Here is a 19,750-nt window from a genome sequence, read left to right as displayed (position 1 = left end):
TTTACCAACCAAACCTGCGATGCGACCCAGGGGCGGAAGGTCGAAGACGGTGTTCGGGGAACTCGCCGCCGATGGCGTTCCGGAGCCGGTTCGCGTGCGGGGATGCCTTGAGCCGATCCGCGTGCCTCGCCAGGTGCCAGAGGGCGACCAGGGTATGGGTCTTCCCGCCGCCGAAGGCGGTCTGGAGGCTGATGATCCGGTCACCGCTCTCGCCGCTCCCTCGCAGCGCGCTAGCGACGCGCTTGAGCACGGTCGACAGGCCCGTCGTCAGGTAGGTCTTGCGGAAAAACTCCTCGGGGTCGAGGTAGACCTCCGGCGCCGTCCCTTGGACAACGGCCCAAAGGTTTGCGGCAAACACCGCCTCGGCGAGCCGTCCTTCGCGGATGTCCTCGTGGGGGGTCGCGATGACGTACCAGGGTTTGAGGGTCTCGGTCATCATGCGACTTTCCCGTTCTTCAGTTCGTCGGATGCCTTATTGCTCTCAAAATGCCAAATGCCGGCCTCATCAATCTTGAACGTTGCAGCGTGGCCTTGCCCCGCCCAACACGACCCCGGCGCCCAAAGGGGACTCTCGTCTGTGGTAAGCGGCCTCAACGTCCGCATATCCCAGCGGAGCAATGCCTCCCGCGCACCGAGCATCGAGTCCGGCGCCCGGCTGTGGGCCAGCACAACCCACCCCATCACCATGGGATCGTCCCGGTCCAACAGCATCGAGAGGTTAAAGATTTTGGAATCCAGTTGCGGTTCACCCTGGATCCCGAGGCGCCCGAGGCCGTACCGCGTATCGCCGCCGACGAACAGCCTTTTGATCTCACAAAGCTGTTGGAAGTCGCTGCCCTTCGCTTCCTTCACCAAAATGTAACCCACGAAAGCCACTGGGCGAGCTTCTTTTCCTCCCTCGTCGCGCCACCGAGGTTGGACGCATTCGGTCTCCCTGAGCGACCCTTCCTGCGCCGTGTCCGTTAGAGGGTCTATAGCCGTGCTCGGCCGGGTGTGCAGCAGGCGCGGCCGAAACTCGCGGTCCGGGAGCGGACCCGTCGCGGGATCTCGGTCCTCCCGCATCCACACCAAGCCCTTGCCATCTTCGTAGCGTGGTAGCCACGCCCGCCACGTTTCTTGTACCTTTTCTGCTGGATAAAGGTACGTAAGCCGGAAATTCTGCTTCGCATCCTCCCCGACCCGGTGGTAGTCCGGCAGTCTGTCCCCCGCACCCGAGTGCTGCAACCGCGCAAGCTCCGCGGTTAATGCGGCCCAGAGGGTACGCGCCGGAATGTAGAGCCGACAGCGGTTCAGGCTGCCGGCGGGCGTCGTTCCCACGTACAGCGGCGATTCGAGCCGCCACGTCCAGCGGTACACCGACCAAGTCATCCGCGCTGTTCCTCCTTGGCCTTCAGATGGTAGCGCGCGTACAAAAGGACCTGCCGCAGGAGATCACGAGCAAAGAGCAGCGCATTCAGGTCTTTTGCAAGTTCCTGCAAGGCATTCCACTTGTCCCCGTCGTTCAACAGGGGCGCACTGCTCGGATTCCGTCGCAAGAAGTCAAGACAGGATTGGCTGATTTTCCTCCCCGGATCCTTGCCTTGAGCCTCGAGAAAGAGGAATAAAGCGTAGACCCCCTGTTCCTCGAGAACCCCTAGGGCACGACCAAGCAGGCGCTCATCGGCGGCGGATTTCGAGGCGATCTCCCGACCCGCTCCGGCACACTTCACATCCAAGTTTTCCATCCTCATGCCTCCTGTTGCGGGGGTCCCGGCCGATTCTGAGCGGCATGAGTGGCATCACCTTCTTGAGCCGTCTGAACTTGGCATTCGCCACCGGCAGCTGCGCCATCGCCGGCGTACACCACCTTGAGCCGCCCCATCCCGCGCGTACCCATACCGCCGATGCCAAGATGCTCGAGGTAGGGGTGAGCGGTCTTCACGACCTCAAAAACCGAATCCGCATCCGCCAGCCGTTTGCCGCCCAGCTGAGCGCTAATCGCCTGTCCGCCGGGCTTGAAATGCTGCGGATTCCTGCAGATCACCTCCCATACCAGCACCGTAGTGCGCGGCAGCGCCTCGAAGCTGAACAACGCTCCTTCCTCGGCGGCGCCCGTGGAAGGGTCGATGGCGACCGAAGTTCGTACCTCCAGGTTGCTGTTCACGACGTGGCCGAAGAGCTTGTCAGAAAGGACCGCCGCGCGATTTCGGATCTCATCGGGGATACGGAGGTCCCGCAATCTTGGCTCCAAGTCGCTGATGGAAAGCTGCTCTACCGGCAATAACAGCCATCCGAGGTTCAGACTGGCACCCTGTCCGTTCTTTCGATAAATCTTCTTCTCGTCGTCGATCTTGCAATCGATCCCCACGATCCGCAGCGCGCCGGGCGACGTCACCCAGACCGGCCCTTCGCGGGTGGCGACCGGAAAGAGCAGTACATGGGCGTCGGTAAAAGATGCCAGGCCGGCAAAACCACCCCCCTGGCCCCGGGCGAAGCCAAAGGTGACGCAGATGGGGCAGTCGGCTTGGCCGCAATGCCCACCTTGGCCTTGGCGGTCAGGTTGACCCTGCCCGACACAGTCGGGGAAGTATGGCTTTGCCCTCGATGGATTTGAGTTTGCGCGCTGCTCTTCGAACTGCATCGCGGCGTAGCTGCGATACACCCCGGCCAAGCTGGATCCCGGAATCTTGGGCACCCGTGTGACCGGATCGCGAACAATGGTCAGATCCACCCGCCCGAGGCGGGCGCCTCCCGTACCTACATGAATGGGGTCCAAGGCCAGCCCCACCACGCGGAAGGGCTTGTAACTCGAGGTCGTCATGATTCACCTCCCAACCTTTCTTTTAGCCATGTGAGGTGCCACTCCAGCGCCCAGGCCAACGTGCCGTCACGGACGGCTTCCAGGAGGGCGTCCAAGCGGGCGCCGCGCACCTGGAGCCGATCCTGCAGAACGGCGCGGGCGAACTCGACCCATTCGTCTTCCGCCGACGCATGCCAGTTGCCATCTTCATCGCGCCACCGCTGTTCCCGGTCCTCGATCTCTGCCCAGGCGCCTCGCACGGCAGTCATACTCGGCGCGGAAGCCCAAATGAGCTGCCAAACATCGCGCATCCGCGCAAAGTCCGAGAGATAGCGCACCCGAACCCTCTCGAATCGCCGGCCCGTCGTGTCCAAAAACATCGCGGCCATTCGACTCGGGCTCACCTGAATTCCGTCGCCAAGCCGAAGATCGGCGATGTGCCCGTACACGTCACCCTTCGGATGCTGGAAATCGCGTGGGTGGTGCAGCCTTCCGTTGGCCAGCCGCACGTTCGGGTAGGACACGTCGTCCCGCCCGTCGGGCAGGCGTGTCGGGACCGTGACCAGTTCGTCGTTTTCGTCCGGGCGCCGCAAGACCAGCGCCGCCACCCCCTCTCGCGTTTCGGCTTCGCGCACCGTCCACGTCTCCTCGCCACCTTCGTCAAGCCGAGCTTCCAAATTTCGCGCCGCCTCGATCACGGCCTGAAAGGGCGTCAGGCGCGGAAAGGCCACGACGCCGACCTGCAGCGGCATCCGATCCCAAACGCGGCTGAACTCTTCCCGCCACTTGGCGACGGCGGCCTCGATGCATGTCGTGGCCCGATCGAGGGGAACCAGTACCCGGAAACGGCTCGGCGTACGGTCCAGAACGATCAGGGGATGGTACACGCCCAGGTGTTCGGCCTCTTCAACGCGGGCAATCGTGAGCTGTTTGGGATCTGGAGACTCCTCGCTCCGGAGCTCGATGCTGCTGCCCTGCCAAATGGCCTCCTTCGGTTGTTCCGGCCGGAGACACCGCGCCAGGTTGCAGATGGTGACGAAAGCGTTTTGATCCTTCACATAGAGCACCTCCAGCGGGCCCTTGTCGAACCGCGCCGTGTAGGTTTCGCGATCTTCCCACAGCTGGCCTTGCGAGGATTGATCCGGGACGAGCCGGAGCCGGCGCGTGCGCCAGCGGTTTTCGTGCGCGGATACGATCTCACGGAACTGCGCAAGGAGCTCGTCGAAGAACGTTTCCGCCGTGCGCCAAAAGCGGTGGATGCGCCCAGCAGAGGACAGTTTGCAAAAAAGCTGGTGGGCAAGCCACCGAGCATTGTAAGTCACGTCATCGTTTTTCCACTTTACGTTCTCGTCAGGTGCTCGCTCCTCTACGATTTTTGCGAAGTAGCTAGGCCAGGTCCCGTGTTGTCCGGCCTCGTGGCGATACCCTTCTTGGAGGTTCGCAAAAAGCAGGTCTTTGGCGTCCAGTTCCCAATTCCTTTGTTGGGACTTTTGAAGCCGATCTTCGATCTCCCGCAGAAGGGAGTCGTAGGAATTCGCGACAAGCACTGTGTTATCTGCGCGATCTCTTTCTTCTGGGTTACACTTCCAAAACTCCTCCAGCACGGGGTTGAAGCGCCGCCACTCGGCGATGCTTTGGGCCCGGAGCGAGTCCACCTGTTTGGCCTCGAGCCACGGCTCGATCTCGAGGCTGAAGGTCAGCAGCGCCACGCGGTCGTTGGCGTCTGCCACCTCGGTGATCCAGATCGTGTCCGGATCTCCGCCCTGAAGCCAGGCGTCGAGCCGGCCGCGCCTCCGCGCGTTGCACACGCCGCAGACTCGGCTCTTGCGCGCGTTGTCCGTCCGGTCGCCGGGCAGCGGTTCGTTAAGCCGCACCTGACAGACCGGGCAGACGTGGCGAGCACCGCTGCTGCCGGCGGCCGTGTCCGCATCCGGATCGGAAATCGCCCACGGGCGATGAATCGGCACGGCCAGCTTGCTCCGTGCTTCCCGCAGCTCGCGGACCATGGGGACGAAGGAGCGCGTCGAAGAGGACAGGCGGCACAGGGGCGGCGTCTCGAAATGCAACTCTTGGGCGAATTGGTCGATCGCACGCTCGACTTCGCTGCGTAGCGCCTCTGCCGTCGGGTCATCCAAGCTCCCCTTGGGATCCCCGGGGGTCGCATCCGAGCGCAGGCCGGGGAACGTGAACGCGAGCGTCGCCGCGTCCCGATACACGAGCGAGCCCACCGCCAAATCCACCTCGATCAGCCGACGTACTTTTTCGAACAAACGGTCGATGTCGCGCCGCGCGCCGACCCAGTCCCCGATCCGCACGGCGCGCGCCTCGTAGTGGTCGGCGCCGAAGCCGACGGTCAACACCCGCCACCGGGTCTGCTGCTTGATAGCGTTGTCCTGCGATTGGAAGGTCGGGTCACTGAGGATCGCACCGGCCACGGCCGCCTTGAAGAGCGCGGCGGCCACATACGACTGGTCCCATAACGTCACGTCGTTGTTGGGCAACCGCGTCTCGGCCAGCGTGGAGAGAAACGCCCGCCGTAACCACCCGGAAGGGCCGATGGCCGCTTCCCGCCACCGCCACCAGCCGTCCAGCTCGTTTGGGGTGTGAGGCGGCTCGGGACTGCCGAGGGTGCGAAGGTCTTGGAGAAGTTTCTCGATCCTTCTCAGAAGCACCCGCCAGCCCTCTTCTGTAAGAACCTCCGGAGGGTCGGCCAGAAGGTTCCGCGCGGGATGTCCGAACGGCGAGCTCAGCCACATGTGGGTGGCGTCTTGGTTGAGATACTCCGAGGTGGACTTCGGCAGATTTTTTTCGATTCCCGACGCCATGCCGTGGCCCGCCTGGAGAAGCCCAAGCAGGCCAGAATCCAGTTTGGTGTGCCTGGTGATGAAATCGGTCAGCGACGAGGGCCAGGCGTTCGTGCCGAGGGGATATTGGTCCTTCACCCACTGCAGCAGGTCGGACCAAGGGAACGGGGGCTGCTCGTACTCGAACCACCGTTCGTATTGGTAGTCGTTCGGCTGACCCCCGTGCTTGCGCAAGAAATCCGCCTTGGCCTTTCCCGCCATGTGCAGCCAGCCGATCGCCTCGCAAGCCAGAAGCAGCGGGCGGTGCTGGCGAAGCATGTCCGAAAGCCTCCCGCTGCTCACGCTGTACCTCCGGATTCGAACCAAGCGCCTATCGTGTTCCAAAGGTCAGTCCCACTCGGTGCCGTGGCCGGACTGGTGTCTTTCCGGTAGGCCTTCCACTCTTGGATTTGCGCTGTACCCCACCCCACGGTGCGCTTGGCGGAGATGCCGTAGGTCTTCAGGAGTTGCTCGATGGCCTCGAGAAGCCTCTTGATCGCCTCTTTACGATCCAGCCCCCGAGGATCCTTCATCCCCGGCCACGGCGCGTAGAGAAGGTACAACGTTCCATTTGCGCCGGGCGGCACCACCTCGTAGTAGATCGGATGTATCCCTGCCTTCTTCTCCCGGCTGTGGGGGTTGATAACCTCGAAGCCGATCTGGTAGAACCAGCTGGGATAGAAGACGAGGGCACCCTGCTGAAACGTCGTTTCCTCCCTCTTTTCGTTGCCGAACAGGTGCAGAATCCAGCCCGGATCTTTCCACAAATCCGATGACCCTCTGTGCACCTCCAGATGCTCCCTCAACCCCGCCTGCATGCGGCACGCCCAGCGCAGCAGGCCCTTCCAACTTGCTGCGGACATGTAAGGAACACCGAACACCCGGTCCTTGCGCACCGGATTGTCGAGCACATGGAAGGGTCGGTCGTCCTTGGAGTACCACGGCGTTTCGAGCTTGAACGAGACCTCGAGGCCGAGCCAGTCCGAAAGCAGTGGAGCGCTGACGTTCGGAGTCAACGGCGCAGAAAGCGCGTCCGGCAACTGCAGCCGTTCGGCCTGAGCCCGCTGGATATAGCGGCGCCGCGCTTCATTCCTCCGGTCGTTACCACGGACGGACCATTCCGTACACCCGTCCACAAAGCCTGACACCAGGCCCTCCGGAAGGCTGGCCCCTGTAGGGCACGCTTGCTCCTGTGCGAGATCGGCATAAAGGTCGAAGGTCATGGTGAGCCTCCAGAACCCGGCTTGAGCAAGTCCTGCAGGATTTGGTCGCCCGTTAAAAATTCCGAGTCTTGAAATCCCCGCCAGACCTGGCGCAAGCGTTGGCGCATGTCGTCAAAACCGATTGCGGGTGGGTTGACGAAGCCGAAGGTACGGCGGGCTTCCTCGGGTTCCTTGAAGCTAAAGACCTTTTTGCTCTCTCGCTGGCGCCCGGCAAGCCAGCGGTTTGGGGCGGCCGACGCGCCTTGAACGGTTTGCTGGGCCTGCGCTTTCGGTTCACACCGCCCGACGACGCGGTTGAACGTGCTGGTGTTGTTGTTCTGACGTGCGAGGTACCTTGCGCCTACGAACCAGAAGTTCGCGATGGACGCCCAGCCGACTCCACTGTCGTCGACACGCCGCCATTGGGGGGCGCCAACATAGGTTCGCAACGCATCGAGCGGCAGTCGACTGAGTCCCGCTGCTTGGACGACGGCAACGAGCCCATAATCCACGTGGTTCGGTTTATTCATCCGACTCGGCTCGTCGGACGGTTTGAGGACCGTCTTCCCACCGATCGCGCCGTAGTCCGCGGTGAGCCGCAGCGTCAGGTCCAGGAGCGCCCATTCTTCTTTGCGAATTGGCCGCAGCTCGGTGAAGCGGAGCTTGAACGCCTCATTCTTCCTGATCTGCGATGCCTTCGGCTGGTCGTTGGCGTCGAGCACTTCAAAGCGGAACTTGCGCGCCCAGCCGGTGCAGCCGAAGAGCTCGCAGACGGCGCAATGGTGGCCCTCTTCATGGGGCTGCTTTCGAGGATCCGGGCAGCGATTGCCGTCGAGGGTCGGATCGCACGCCGAGCCGCCGAGGCCGCGCACAAGCACCTCGAACCACCAACGGATGGAGCCCAGAAGGCCGGTCGCGATAAGCCGGTCGCCTCGCCGTTCGGCGTCGCCCGTCCAAATGTCGGTCAAGGCCTTCAGGATGTATGTACGTTCAGCAGCCATCGCTCTAGCCTTCCCGATCGAACAAGGTCACTTGCTGATCGCGATACGCGACCTGCTTGCCTTCGGCGCGCAGCGTCGGCCGCTCGGCCAATAGGGCTTGCACCAGTTTCCAGTCCTCCAAGTCACGCGGCAGAACCTCGAAAAGAGCCTGCGCCAGTTTCCAGAAGGAGCCGTCGGCGAGGAGGTCCCGGTCGACAAGGTAGGTCACGAGTTCCCGACGCTTTTCCAGCTTCCAGAGGAGCATGCTTCGGTGCAGCGCGTCAATGAGCGGCGGGTTCGCGTCCATGCCGAGGTTGCGCCGCTCTTGGCGGTCGGCGAGCAGCGCCAGGCGGCAGGTCGATCCGTTCACCACGAAGAGTCCCTGGTGCCTGGCCACTTCCATGGGATCGGTGTGGTCCCCGCCGATCTGGACCACAAGCCGCGCGTCGTCCCAAGACTGTTCGGAGGTACCGTAGAGGTTCGCCCAAACGTAATACAGCGTCGAGAGGCTGTCGGCGCGGAACTCGCCGGCGATGGCATCGCGCGCCGCCTGACGGGCGAGGTCCAGGAGTTCGGGGATCCCGACGGGCGTTCCGTCCGCCTTCTCGACACGCTCGTACTTACCGAACACGCCCACGGCCGGCCCGTAGCAGGCCACGATCAGGTCGGCGCCGCGGAAGCCATAGGACCAGAAGCGCCTGACCGACTCGGCGACGACCTGCTCGATTTCCCGTTGGACCTGCTTGAAGGACGCGGCGCTCCCGACGACGCGCGGGCGGCAGACGACGGTGATGCTCGCTTCGAGGGCCGCCGAGTTGAGACCGCGCATCCGGTTTTTCATCTCCATCTCGATTGGCCACGTGGCGTCAATGGTCAGCCCCGCCGCAAAAAGGCTTTGGACGAGCGCCGTCCACGCGTGCGTCTCTTGGTGGGCAAAGATGACCGAGTACACGCCCCTGGGCTTGGTAACGCGTTTGGCCTCCGCGAAAACCTGGGCCAGCTTCGTGGTGAAACGGCGGTCGGCGGCTTGGCCGTCGCCGCCGTGGCGGTGCTTCAGTGCTGTGGCTTCGTCGGACTTGGGTGTAAGCGGCGTGGCCATGGCCTCCGGAACCAAATCAACGATGGCGCGCTTCATCCACACGTAGAATTGGAGGCCAGCTCAGATCAGGGGCGAGCTCGACCAGCCGCTCCGACCGCTTGGTGAGGATCTGGAACGTGTGCCATGAGGCCCTCTCCATTGTGCAGAACACCCTCTGGATGAAGCCAAGAGGGACCTGCTCGTGGAAGAGGTCGCTCATGCTGTTCACGAAGATCGTCCGGGGCTTCTTCCAGGTCAGGGGAAGCTGAAGCGGGTCCGGCCACAGGCGAAGGTCGAAGCCCTGCTCGTAGGGGTGACCCGGAATGCCGCGCCAACGTTCCGCGAACATCTCGGCGTAGCAGTGCTTGCACCCGGGGCTGACCTTGTTGCAACCTGTCACGGGGTTCCAGGTTGAGTCGGTCCGTTCGATTGTGGACTTGTCGCTCAGCTGGCATCACCTCCTATGCCGAGTTCCTCCGTAAGAAAGGCCATGCCGGCGATTCCCGCGGGGACGCGATGCACACACACCATTGGACATCTCGCTATGTCCCCACCTTCCGCAGCAGCTTCTCGATGTAGGTTTCCCGATCCTCCCGCTGGAAGAGCACGTTCCGCGCCTCGAACTCGTCCTTCGTCATCCCGTCGTCCCACCATGCGACTTCGGGGACGCGCGTGCTGGAGACGATGAAGGAACTCAGGACCACTGCCGGGTCGCCCAGTTGGCGCTCCAGGTCCTTGATCGTCAGGTGGAACCGGATCTTCGGGTCTTCGGGCCCCTCGAGATTCCGCAACCCCTTGGGGTCGATGAAGCTCACGTACTGACGGCCACCGGCCAGCAGCCAGAGGATGAAGTCGGGGTAGAAATTGCCCGCCTCGAAGAAGCCGATACCGCGCCCTCGGCTCAGGTTGCGAAGGAGGTATAACTGTTTACCGTTGAGGAATTCCTTGCCCTTGTCTGATTCGCAGAACTTCTGGAGATCCAGCACGAAATCGCGCTCGCCCTCGTTCTCCAGCACCACGGGCTTGACCTCGATAAGGTCGTTCCCGACGTAGATGAGCGGCTCGTACAGGTGGCGGCCGAAGGAAATGGCGTGCAGGGATTGGAACTCCACGTTCCGCAGCTTGCCCGCCTCGATGAGCCCCTTGATCTCCTCCAGCTTCTGGATGATGTCCTCGCGCGACTGCTCGATGAGCAGCCGGTACTCGTTGATGAAGTTGGGATCGTCGTCGGACAGCTCTCGGTACTCGAGGTGGCCGCCTTCGTATTCCTGCTTCCTGAACTTGTAGTAGCGGTCCAGGTACTTCTTGAAGAGAGCCGCCGCGATCTCCTGCCAGCGCAGGACCTGCTGGAACGACCGGAAGTGCATCTCCTCCTTGGGGATGAGCAGCACGTACCAGTCCTTCTGCGCCAGGAGAGTCGCCAGGTTGCGGCGCGGCAGCGTGAGGTTGTGCCAGGCGCGCTCGTTCTTGAACTGCTGGAGCTCGAAGTAGATGGCGTCAAAATCGAGAAACGCCAGGTGCGGCTCCTCGAAATAACCGCGATTACGTTCCGCCGCCTGCGCGCTCGCCCGGCCGGCACCGCTGGCCATCGCCTGGAGCTTGGGATACCAGTCGACCACGACAGGATGCCGGACGAGATACTCGGGCGGCTCGTCCAAGGCGGGCTTCGGCCCGTCCTTCTTGAAGTCGATGCCTTCCCGGAGGCGGACCATCTTGAGCTTCTTGCTCCCCAGGTTCTTGATGACGGGGAGCACAAACTCGATCCGGTCCTCGTTCGCCGGCAGGCCCTCGTCCTCCAGGTACTCCTTGAACTGGCGCATATAGTCTGCGCGGATGCCGAAGATGTTGAGCGTCTCCAAGGTCTCGATGTTCTTGGGCGCGGCCTGTCCCTCCAAGCGCCGGCTGCGCTTGAGCGAGAAGTCCTTCCCCTTGAGCCGGACGCCGCGACCGAAGAGCTGAATGATCTGCGGGCCCTCGTTCCGCCCGATGTTCATCAGGCCCATGGTGCTGACCCGCCAGCTCGACCACCCCTCCGTGAACTTCTTGGACCCGATCAGGATGTTGATCGTGGACGCCTCGTCGTTGAGGGCGCGGAAGAGGGAGCCCGAGAACTCCTTCTCCGCGACGACCAGGTCCCCCTGCTCCTCGCAGAGCTTGCAGAGGGCCGAGGCGTCGCCGACGTTGATCACGCCGAAGGCCTCGTTGTCACCCAGCCGCAGCGCCACCTCGCCGTCCGTGCCCTTGAGATTCTCCACGTGTAGCGCGGCCATGGTGGGGGCATTGAAGAGCACGCGCAGGACGTCGTCGAAGACCTGGTCGGGCGTGAGGCCGAGCGTGTTCAGATACCGGAACGTCCCCTGGAAGAGCTCCCGTCCCTTGGCGTCCAGGAGGCCTGACCGTCCAGCTAGCAGTAGCTGGATGATCTCAACACTGCTTCTGCGGTCCCGTACGAAGGTCGCCAATGACAGAAGGATGTCCACAACGTCCGACACCTTCCTGCCGTGCTGCGTGCGGACCGCGTTGACGCTGCCGCCCACGAAGACCCAGAGCGGGCGCTCGATCAGGAAGGGTCGGAACTCCTCCGGCTTGTCGCGGTAGAGCCTGAGTTGCTGGTAAAAGGTCAGCAGGCAGGCCATTAAGTATTTGCGACGCACGTTCTCATCGGGGTCGTCGGCCAGGTTCAGGATGCGGTAGTCCTTGCCGTAGCCATCTCCATAGAAGTACTTGTAGGAGTAGTCGAACAGGATGCACTTGGCGTAGACCTGCTCCAGGGCGCGGTTCCCGCTGGCCTTCATCGCCTGGCCGAAGGTCGCGGAGTACTCGAATGAGAAGCCATTCTCGCAAAGCTGGTTCCGCTTCTGCATCCAGGCGCCGATCTCCGCACCGCTGGTGCCCCGATGCCCCTCGTCCACGAGGACCAGGTTGTTCCCTTCGAACGCGTCCACGGCTACCGTCTTCTCGCCCATCTCCTCCCGCAGCTTGTGGATGTCGAGGATCTCCACCGCGCGACCGGTGAAGAGGCTCCGCCGCTCCTTGGAGAAGAGCTCGGCGTCGATGCCCGAAAGCTGGAACTCCTCCAGATGCTGGTGCGAGAGCCCCTCGTTGGGCGTGAGCAGGATGACCCGGTTCACCTGCCTGCCGCCGTGCAGGTTCAGGTAGTGCTGGTACTGGAGGATGTTGATGTGCATGAGAAGCGTCTTGCCGCTTCCGGTGGCCATCCAGAAGGCCACCTTGTTCAGGTCCTGCTTCGTGTACGGCTCGACGCGGCTCGCCTCCGGGATCGGCCCCGCGGGCGACCCGGGAACGGGGTACTCGCCCCGGTTGAACGCATCAACGTGCGCGTTCAGTTGGGCGAGCAGCCTTTCCGGGTCCCGGAAGTACCGGTCGAGGTAGATCTCTGCGAAGAGCAGCGCGAGGTACTGGAAGTACTTCGGATAGAGGAACGGCCCCGCGTGGTTCCGCCTCTCCGTAATCCGCCGCCAGTGGCGCACGATGTTCTGGTCGTAGGCCAGCAGCACGTCGTGGGGAAGCTCGGGCCGCTCAAAGAGCAGCCGCAGTTGATGATGGAAACGGCTCACGTTGTTTTCGTCGAACCCCTCCAGCTCCGGAGCCCTTAGGTTTTTGGCGAGTCCCTCGAAGCTCGACACACCGAATAAACTGAGCAGCCACTGGTGGAGCACCAGCCGCTGCTCGAAGCGCAGGGGCTTTTCGATGTGTTCTGCGACTCGCGACGCCATGATCACCCCTTCTTCGCTCAGCTACCCAATGTCAGCAGTGATGGCGGCGCAATTTTGTTGTACCACTTGCAGCACGGCGCTGTTGTCCTTGCTGGCCAGCGCGTGGGTTTCGGCAGCAACCTGCTGGCCAGAATGTTGGTGCATTCGTCGATTAGAGACTTCTCGCCGTCCCACTTTTCAGTGGACTCGTAGTCGCGAAGCTCAGCGTAGCGCCGTAGAATGAATGCATAGAGATCAGCCACCTGAACAAGTCCTGCGTGGTGGGACTTAACGGCAAAAGCGCTATCGATGAGTTGATCCAACTTGGCTTGCTTTTTTCTACGCCCATAGTAAGCGTCGGTCCAAGCGGGCGGATCGAAGAGCAACTCAGAGAGTTTGTCGGCCTTCTGTTTATTCTCGTCCACAAAGAGGAATGTCCGACCCTTGTTCTTAGCCTTTCCTTGATGATGTTTCTGGAGCTGTAGAGCAATATGAAGGCAGGCAGCCAGCCACAGATCATCAGCCACTTGCGGGAACGTACGACCATCGACCTCCCCGAACCGATGCCGATCAATCGCCGCGAGAGCAATGTGATGTTTTCGGTCCGCTACCCACCGACAAAAGAACATGACAATGTTCTCGCGGATTTTGGCATCAACGTTACGCCATCTATCACGGCCGAAGATCATCTTCGATCCTTTGAGCTCCTTCAAATTCTCCTGAAACAGACCTTGTATCTGATCGAAGAGCTCTCCGAATTCTTCTCGTGTCCGATGGAGGCGATGCCCATCCACCACGACCCCCACCATCACCAGGCACGGGTCATTGGAGTCATTCCCGCTTTCGTCCACGTAGCACACCTTCATTGCCGTCTCCTTGTATCGCCGGGGCGACGGCATCTGCCGTTAGCATGTGTTCCCCGGCCGTTCATGTTAACCTGTGCCATTAACATGGACCGATCCACGCGCCTATATGAACGTCAACCGTTAACATGGACGCTGCCTTGACTCTTGTGAAGGCCTAGAGTTTGCATGACGGCTCCCCTTACACGTCCTGCACGTCGAACATGAGCCGCCTGAACTCCTCTTCGATGAGTCGCACCTTCCACGTCTGGTCCGGTTTACGGAGGTTCTCCAGGTTGTTGTCGCCGTTTACGTAGATCACGTCGTATTCTTGGTCCTTGGTGTTGTAGCCCTGCTTGCGGAACCAGGCGTCCAGGGCATCGTTCTCCAGCTCCTTGGTCTTCCGCCAAAGGATGAGCACCCGTTCGCCCTGTGGATTCGTGCCCGTGACGACGCGCACGCCCCCGATATGGTCGATGGTCTTCACGCGCAGGCCGAGCAGGTAGTTGAAGGTCTCCACGAGGTCGACGACCGTCGGCTTCGTCTCGCCGGCGGTCCCGGTGGCGATGTTGAGCTTATAGTTGAACGGGTCCTCGAAGCGGTCGATGTTGAGAAGTGAGGCGCTCCCGCGGCTTTCCACGTCGAGCATGTAGCGGAGCATGTAGTCCTCGCGGAAGGACGGATGTTGTTCCAGCAGGGTCTGCTGCGGCCCGCTGCGCTTGAGTTCGAGATTGTTGAGCGTGTCCTCGTAGGATTCGAGGCGCAGAATCTTGAGGATGCGCGGGCTGCGCTCGATCTCTTCCTGCGTCGGCATGCGCTTGGGCTTGCCGTCCTTCCACTCCGGCGTGAAGATGACTTTCTTCAGGCGCGGCACAAGCACGGTATCGAAGTAGCCGCCCATCTCCACCAGTGCAAAACGCCGCGTTCCGCCATCACGCCGGTTGAGGTTCAGGATCGCATGGCCCGATGTACCAGAGCCCGCGAAGAAGTCGATAAAGCACCCATCCCTTGCCATCCCGATCTCGGCGCATCGCTCGATCAGGGCAACGGGCTTGGGGAAGTCGAAGACGGCCTGGCCGAAAAGATCACCCACCAGTTCCTTGCCGTTCTCATTGTTGATCTCCTTGTCGATCCAAATTGATTTTGCCTTCGTAGTTGCTACTTCTCCTTCTTCGCTGTGGAGGCGGTCCTTGCGGAACACGCGCCACGCCCCGGTCCTCGCTTGACGCGCCACGAGCTCGCTGATGTTCTCTTGGGCCTTCTCTCTTCCCCAGGTCCAGCAGCCATCCTCGCCGCGCGAATTACGGGGGAGAATCTCGACCGTGTGGGTTGCGTCCCGTTCTAGGCGCACCGTCCCGCGCTTCGGATCAGCGAAGAACGGGTAAAAGAGATTCGGACGGTTCGCTCGCGTGAATACCGGATTTCGGTTCCTGAGCTCAAGGAGGCGAAAAGGCCCCTTCTCATCCCTTTCACGATACTCCGCCTGCGCCTCTTCGCTTTTTTTGACTTCGTGGATAGTGTCAGGTGCGCCGAAGAGCGCGAATGTGGCGACATACTCGTGCGTCTTCGCCAAGTACTTGTCTAGGGTCCGGCCACGGGGATTCAGCTGGGCAGCCACAAGCGTGACCAAAGCGGCCGACGGAGAGTGGTTCTTTACCAGATTGACCAGGTTGCCGACCTCGTTGTCGTCGATGGAAACGAACAAGGCCGCGTCGTTTCGGGCGAGGGGGAGAAACGCCCCGAGGCGCCCATCGATGAATGCTATCCACGAAGAGTCGCGGTAGCTGTCCTTATAAATGAAGGCGTCATTTCCCGTGTTGTACGGCGGGTCGATGTAGGCGCAGTCGAAGGAGGCGGCCCAGCGGGATGCCAGGAGGCGCATTGCTTGGAAATTCTCACCGTTAATGAGGAGACCATCCGTTGTCTCGTCCAGGTCCGGGATGGCCGCCAGCAGGCGCAGCTTGAAGGCTTCATCGAAGTGGCGCGTGTCCACCACAAGCGTGCGGTGGGCCTTCAGGAATTCCGGCTCGAGCGGATTGCTGTAGCCGGGTGTGGTGAGGTCGCCCTTGATCTCGTCAATGGCGAATAGCCGCACCCACTCCTCCCGCTGGGCATCGTTCCTTACGATTTGATCGAGGAGCCAATCTCGGGTCTTCTCGTCCTCTATGGCGAGGATGCGGTCGAGCGTGATGCAGTAGTGGGTCTGGACGACGAACTTCTTCTTGAGCCAGAGCTTTTTCTGGAAGTTCTCGATCTGCGCCAGGAAGTCGATGAGCTTGTGGGCGATGCGGCGGATGGCCTTGATCTTGGCGAGGTACTGCTCCACACGCGGGGCGGTCTCGCTCTCGATGTCGTCCAGGTGCATCACTTCGTTCTTGATGTAGAAGTCCAGCTCGCGCCTTAAGAAACCGCCCAGGTCCTTGTGGATGAAGTAGTCGAAGGTGTTCCGCGCGGTGTAGTCGGTGAGGTGCTTTTCCAGGAGCGTGCGGTTCGGGTTCTTCTCGGTGGGCCTCAATGAGGCGAGCTCCCGCCGCCAGTCGTCGAACCCCGTGGTCCGGTTCAGGATGCGGTCCACCGCCGCCGCGTTGAGGTCGGCCTGCTTGGCGTTGTCGGGATGCGGGCGGTACTCAAAGCGGATCACCAGTTCGCCGCTTTCCTCGGCCAGCGGCTGCTCGGCGGAGAGAATGAACCGGCGCTCGGTGCCGTTCGCGGCGCGGTTGTTGTCCTTCTCCGTGTCCGCCTCGACGAGCTTGAAGTGGACCCGCTTGCCGGAGGGCAGCTTGAACGTGTAGTTGCGCAGGTACTCGCTGGTCTTGATGTAATACTGATCGTGGTTGGCCCAATGGAGCTTGAGCTCTTCGCCCTCGTAGGGGATGGCGTAGACGCCTTCCTTGTAGCGCCGCAGCGAGATGAAGTCGCCTTCCTGGTAGTACCGCCGGAAGAAGTTGTAGAGGTGCGAGTAGACCTCGTTCTCGAGGGCGGTCACGTCCACGGCCTCCGCGAGCTTGGCGCGGAGTTCCTTGACGCGGGGGAGGGTCTCGGGGTCTGCGCCGAGTTCCTTGGCCTTTTCGATGGCCTCGGCCAGCTCGGCCTCGACCGCGCCCCGGTTCTCGGCCTCGTAGGCCTGGAATGCCTCGCGGACTTGGGGCAGCAGGTCGTTATCGAGAAAGCGGGTGATTTCGTCCCGCTTCGCGTTCATGATGCGGTAAATGCCGAAGTCCAGCTCGGCCTGGTCGAGCTGGAAGACCTCGGCCAGCAACCGCTTCAGTTTTTCCAGATTCTCGGGCATCTTCCTCCTCGCTATACGACGCTCCAGCGGATCGTGAACAACGGTTCCACGTTCGTCCGCTGGCGCATCCTATTTTCCAGTTTTTGGATGAGTTCGTCACGTTTGGCCATGATCTCGTCCTCTACCTCGAAGATGCGCTGGCGCTGCCGACGCTTCAGCTTCTCGAGATCCTGAATCTGTTTTTGCAGAGCATGCTGCTCTTCAACCGTGGCGGCGAGCCGAGCCTGCCGCGTCAGGGCCTTGATTCGCTCCTTGGTATCTTTCAGCTCCTTTTCGGCGGCAAGCACCATGTCGTCGGCCCACTTTTCCAGCTTTTCCCGCGCCTCCTGGAAGTGCCGGTTGTTGGTTTCGAGGGAACGGCTGATGGTGGCTTGGACGTGCCGCTCGGCGTCCGCCGCCAGCCGGGCTTCCACGTCGGACGGTAAAGAAGCAAGCGGTTCGGCCCTCGCTTCGCAGTGGAACATCTTCTCCATCGTCTCCTGGTCAAGCGATCGGCCATCATCGTCAACGCCCGAAAATAACAGGTACTCTTCCTTTTCAAACGAGTCGATGGTGAGCCGTTGCAGGTGCAGCCAGCCGGAGTGACCCTTGATCGCCTCCACGAGGGCGATCCTGGTTCGCCGCCCGCTGATGTCGAAAGTGACACGGGCGAGCGGAGTGGGCACCCTCTTGCCGGTTTCGACGACGTACTCGCCAAGTGGATGCGATAAACGATAGAGGAATGCGCCGGGAACGTTCTCATGGTCCTTCGAGATCAGGCGGTAATGACCGGGGAGGATGCCGTCCCGGGGAGGCTTCTCCAGCTGGAACTCGAGGTGCGCCTCGTCGAACGTCGCCCGACCATCTAGCACGAAGCGCGTGAGGCGCCAGAACATCATCCCTACGCGGTCGAGCTGCTGGCGCGCCCCTTCCAGGTTTGCGCGCAGGCGCGCGTGCACGTCTTCATCGAAGTGCTCGAGGAGCTTCTGCCGGGTCTCCGCCAGCTTGGCGCGAATCTTCTCATCGAGCTCATCCCGCAACCTTTTGAACGCTGCCTCGATTTCCTCCGGCGTCCGGCACTGCTGGTAGATGTCCAGAACCCTTCGCTCGAAGTCGACGCCGGACTCGATGGTTCCCAAGACTTCATCCGAGGCTCCAAACACGCCGCTGAAGAGGCTGAACTTTTCTTCCAGGAGTTCGTGGACGCGTCGGTCGGCCTCGTTTTTCTCGTTGAGGAAGTTGATGACGACGACGTCGTGCTTCTGCCCGTAGCGATGGCAGCGACCGATCCGTTGCTCGATCCGCTGGGGATTCCACGGAAGGTCGAAGTTCACCACGAGGGCGCAGAACTGAAGGTTCACGCCCTCGGCGGCAGCTTCCGTCGCGATCAGGATCTGCCCGTGGTCGCGGAAGTGCTCGATGATGGCCGTGCGGACGTCCACAGGCCGGGACCCGGTGGCGCGACCACTTTCCCTGTTGGCTTCCACCCAGCGCTCGTAGATGGCGGTCGTTTCCGGTTCCTTATTCGTCCCATTGAACGTGAGAACGCGGCCAGCGTAGCCGTTCCCTTCCAGGAAGTCCTTGAGATACGCCTGCGTCCGTCTTGATTCCGTAAAGATCACTGCCCTCTGGGCCGCTCCCATCTCCATCATCTTCCCGAACCCGATCTCGAGGGCTTTGATCAGGGAGCGGGTCTTGGTGTCGATGCCGATGCTTCTCGCCCACTGGGCGTAGCGGTTCAGCTCCTCGATTTCCGCGAGGAGCTTCTGGCGGTCGATGGTGGGTTCCGCTGATTCGGATTCGGCAACCTGCGGTTGCTCCTCCGAGTCCTCGTCACCGGCAGGCGGAGGAGGCGAGTCGATCAGCTCGTCCAGCAGCTCATCCTCGATCTCCTCGTCCGCGATGAGACGCTCGGCCAAGTCTTCAGGGACTGGCAGGTTGTCACGGATGGCGATCAGCCGATCCCGCATCGCTTCCAGCGTGGCCGCGACTGCCTGCGGCGAAGAGGCAAGGAGCTTGCGCACGATCAGAGCCGTTAGGTGCCTTTGACGATGGGGAAGGGCATAGGTGTCCTTGCGTTGGAGGAACGCCGACACCGCTTCGTACAGCTTGTGCTCTTGCTCCGTGGGCTTGAAGGGCCGCGTGATGAGGCGGCGCTCCGTGTATTGGATGTACTCCACGACCTGCCGCCGGAGGGTGCGGATGGAGAAGGTGCGAAGCCGATTCCGCAAATCCTCCAGGTCTCCGCCCGCATTGACGAACTGGCTTCGGAAGGACGGCAGGTCTCCGAAGAGGTGGTCGTCAATGAGGGTCGAGATTCCGTAGAGCTCCAACAGGGAGTTTTGGAGCGGCGTCGCGGTCAGAAGCACCTTGCGCCGGTCTTCGAGTGCCCACCGTATGTTCTGCCCCATGCGGTTCGACTGCCGGTAGGCGTTGCGCAGCTTGTGGGCCTCGTCGATGACCACCAGGTCCCACTGGATGGGGCGAATGTCGGGCGCGTGTTGACTGGCAAAGTGCATGGACGTGATAACGATTTCCTCCGCCTCGAAAGGGTTGGATAGTCCTCGAGCCTGCCGCTCCCGGTACTCCTTCGCGTCGAGAATGGCCGTCGGAAGGTTGAACTTCTCGGCTAGCTCAAGCGCCCACTGCTTGCGGATGGAAGCGGGGCAGATGACAAGTAGCCGTCGCCGCCGTTCGGCCCAGAGCTGGCAGAGGACCAGTCCGGCCTCGATGGTCTTCCCGAGGCCGACTTCGTCGGCGAGAAGGACGCCCTTGGAGATCGGGGATCGAAACGCGAAGAGGGCCGCCTCGATCTGGTGCGGATTCAGATCAACGCACGCGTCGAAGAGGGACCGAGAAAGACGCTCCACTCCCGTCCCGCCGATGCGGGACAGCTCGTAGGCAAAGTACTTCGCGTGGTAGGGGGTGTTCATCGTAGGACTCTCGCGCGCCCCTCTAACTCGCTAGTTCTCACTGGACCACTGCCCCTGCTGTGCTGCACCCAGGCGAAGTTTGCGTCTCGCACCGAGGGATGCAGAATGT

13 protein-coding genes are annotated in these 19,750 nt (G+C 61.8%); all 13 read right to left on the bottom strand.

Annotated features, from left to right (window positions below):
- Nucleotide 1: 1 nt before the first annotated feature.
- Complete coding sequence (locus VNM24_00625) at nucleotides 2-439, bottom strand: hypothetical protein (protein HWQ37102.1); 438 nt, start codon at nucleotides 437-439, stop codon at nucleotides 2-4.
- Nucleotides 436-1,368, bottom strand: a complete 933-nt coding sequence (locus tag VNM24_00620; protein ID HWQ37101.1) for a hypothetical protein — start codon at nucleotides 1,366-1,368, stop codon at nucleotides 436-438. Before VNM24_00620 ends, VNM24_00625 begins: the two co-directional genes overlap by 4 nt.
- Nucleotides 1,365-1,724, bottom strand: a complete 360-nt coding sequence (locus VNM24_00615; protein ID HWQ37100.1) for a hypothetical protein — start codon at nucleotides 1,722-1,724, stop codon at nucleotides 1,365-1,367. The genes VNM24_00620 and VNM24_00615 overlap by 4 nt, the downstream gene beginning before the upstream one ends.
- Before the next feature lie 2 nt (nucleotides 1,725-1,726).
- A complete protein-coding gene (locus VNM24_00610; GenBank protein HWQ37099.1) occupies nucleotides 1,727-2,800 on the bottom strand; it encodes an RAMP superfamily CRISPR-associated protein in 1,074 nt (357 codons plus the stop codon).
- The gene (locus VNM24_00605; protein HWQ37098.1) at nucleotides 2,797-5,925 is read right to left on the bottom strand and encodes a hypothetical protein; all 3,129 of its coding nucleotides are present in this window, start codon (nucleotides 5,923-5,925) and stop codon (nucleotides 2,797-2,799) included. Before VNM24_00605 ends, VNM24_00610 begins: the two co-directional genes overlap by 4 nt.
- Nucleotides 5,922-6,845: an RAMP superfamily CRISPR-associated protein gene (locus VNM24_00600; protein ID HWQ37097.1), complete on the bottom strand. Its 924-nt coding sequence runs from the start codon at nucleotides 6,843-6,845 to the stop codon at nucleotides 5,922-5,924. The genes VNM24_00605 and VNM24_00600 overlap by 4 nt, the downstream gene beginning before the upstream one ends.
- The gene (gene cmr1, locus VNM24_00595) at nucleotides 6,842-7,825 is read right to left on the bottom strand and encodes a type III-B CRISPR module RAMP protein Cmr1 (protein HWQ37096.1); all 984 of its coding nucleotides are present in this window, start codon (nucleotides 7,823-7,825) and stop codon (nucleotides 6,842-6,844) included. The genes VNM24_00600 and cmr1 overlap by 4 nt, the downstream gene beginning before the upstream one ends.
- A gap of 4 nt (nucleotides 7,826-7,829) precedes the next feature.
- On the bottom strand, nucleotides 7,830-8,939 hold the full coding sequence (locus VNM24_00590) for a hypothetical protein (protein HWQ37095.1): 1,110 nt from the start codon (nucleotides 8,937-8,939) through the stop codon (nucleotides 7,830-7,832).
- Nucleotides 8,920-9,312 carry a DUF5131 family protein gene (locus VNM24_00585; protein ID HWQ37094.1) on the bottom strand — a complete coding sequence of 131 codons (393 nt, stop codon included), beginning with the start codon at nucleotides 9,310-9,312 and terminating at the stop codon, nucleotides 8,920-8,922. The genes VNM24_00590 and VNM24_00585 overlap by 20 nt, the downstream gene beginning before the upstream one ends.
- A gap of 112 nt (nucleotides 9,313-9,424) precedes the next feature.
- On the bottom strand, nucleotides 9,425-12,619 hold the full coding sequence (locus tag VNM24_00580) for a DEAD/DEAH box helicase family protein (protein HWQ37093.1): 3,195 nt from the start codon (nucleotides 12,617-12,619) through the stop codon (nucleotides 9,425-9,427).
- Between the two features lie 17 nt (nucleotides 12,620-12,636).
- Nucleotides 12,637-13,464, bottom strand: a complete 828-nt coding sequence (locus VNM24_00575; GenBank protein HWQ37092.1) for a DUF3800 domain-containing protein — start codon at nucleotides 13,462-13,464, stop codon at nucleotides 12,637-12,639.
- Nucleotides 13,465-13,642: 178 nt separating this feature from the next.
- Nucleotides 13,643-16,729 carry a DNA methyltransferase gene (locus VNM24_00570; GenBank protein HWQ37091.1) on the bottom strand — a complete coding sequence of 1,029 codons (3,087 nt, stop codon included), beginning with the start codon at nucleotides 16,727-16,729 and terminating at the stop codon, nucleotides 13,643-13,645.
- Nucleotides 16,730-16,740: 11 nt separating this feature from the next.
- Complete coding sequence (locus tag VNM24_00565) at nucleotides 16,741-19,641, bottom strand: SNF2-related protein (GenBank protein HWQ37090.1); 2,901 nt, start codon at nucleotides 19,639-19,641, stop codon at nucleotides 16,741-16,743.
- Between the last annotated feature and the right edge of the window lie 109 nt (nucleotides 19,642-19,750).

The sequence above is a fragment of the Burkholderiales bacterium genome, assembly GCA_035560005.1.
Taxonomy (GTDB): domain Bacteria; phylum Pseudomonadota; class Gammaproteobacteria; order Burkholderiales; family Eutrophovitaceae; genus DASRFY01.
The sequence above is the reverse complement of the archived record's forward strand: the minus strand, read 5'-3'. Positions and strand labels throughout refer to the sequence as shown.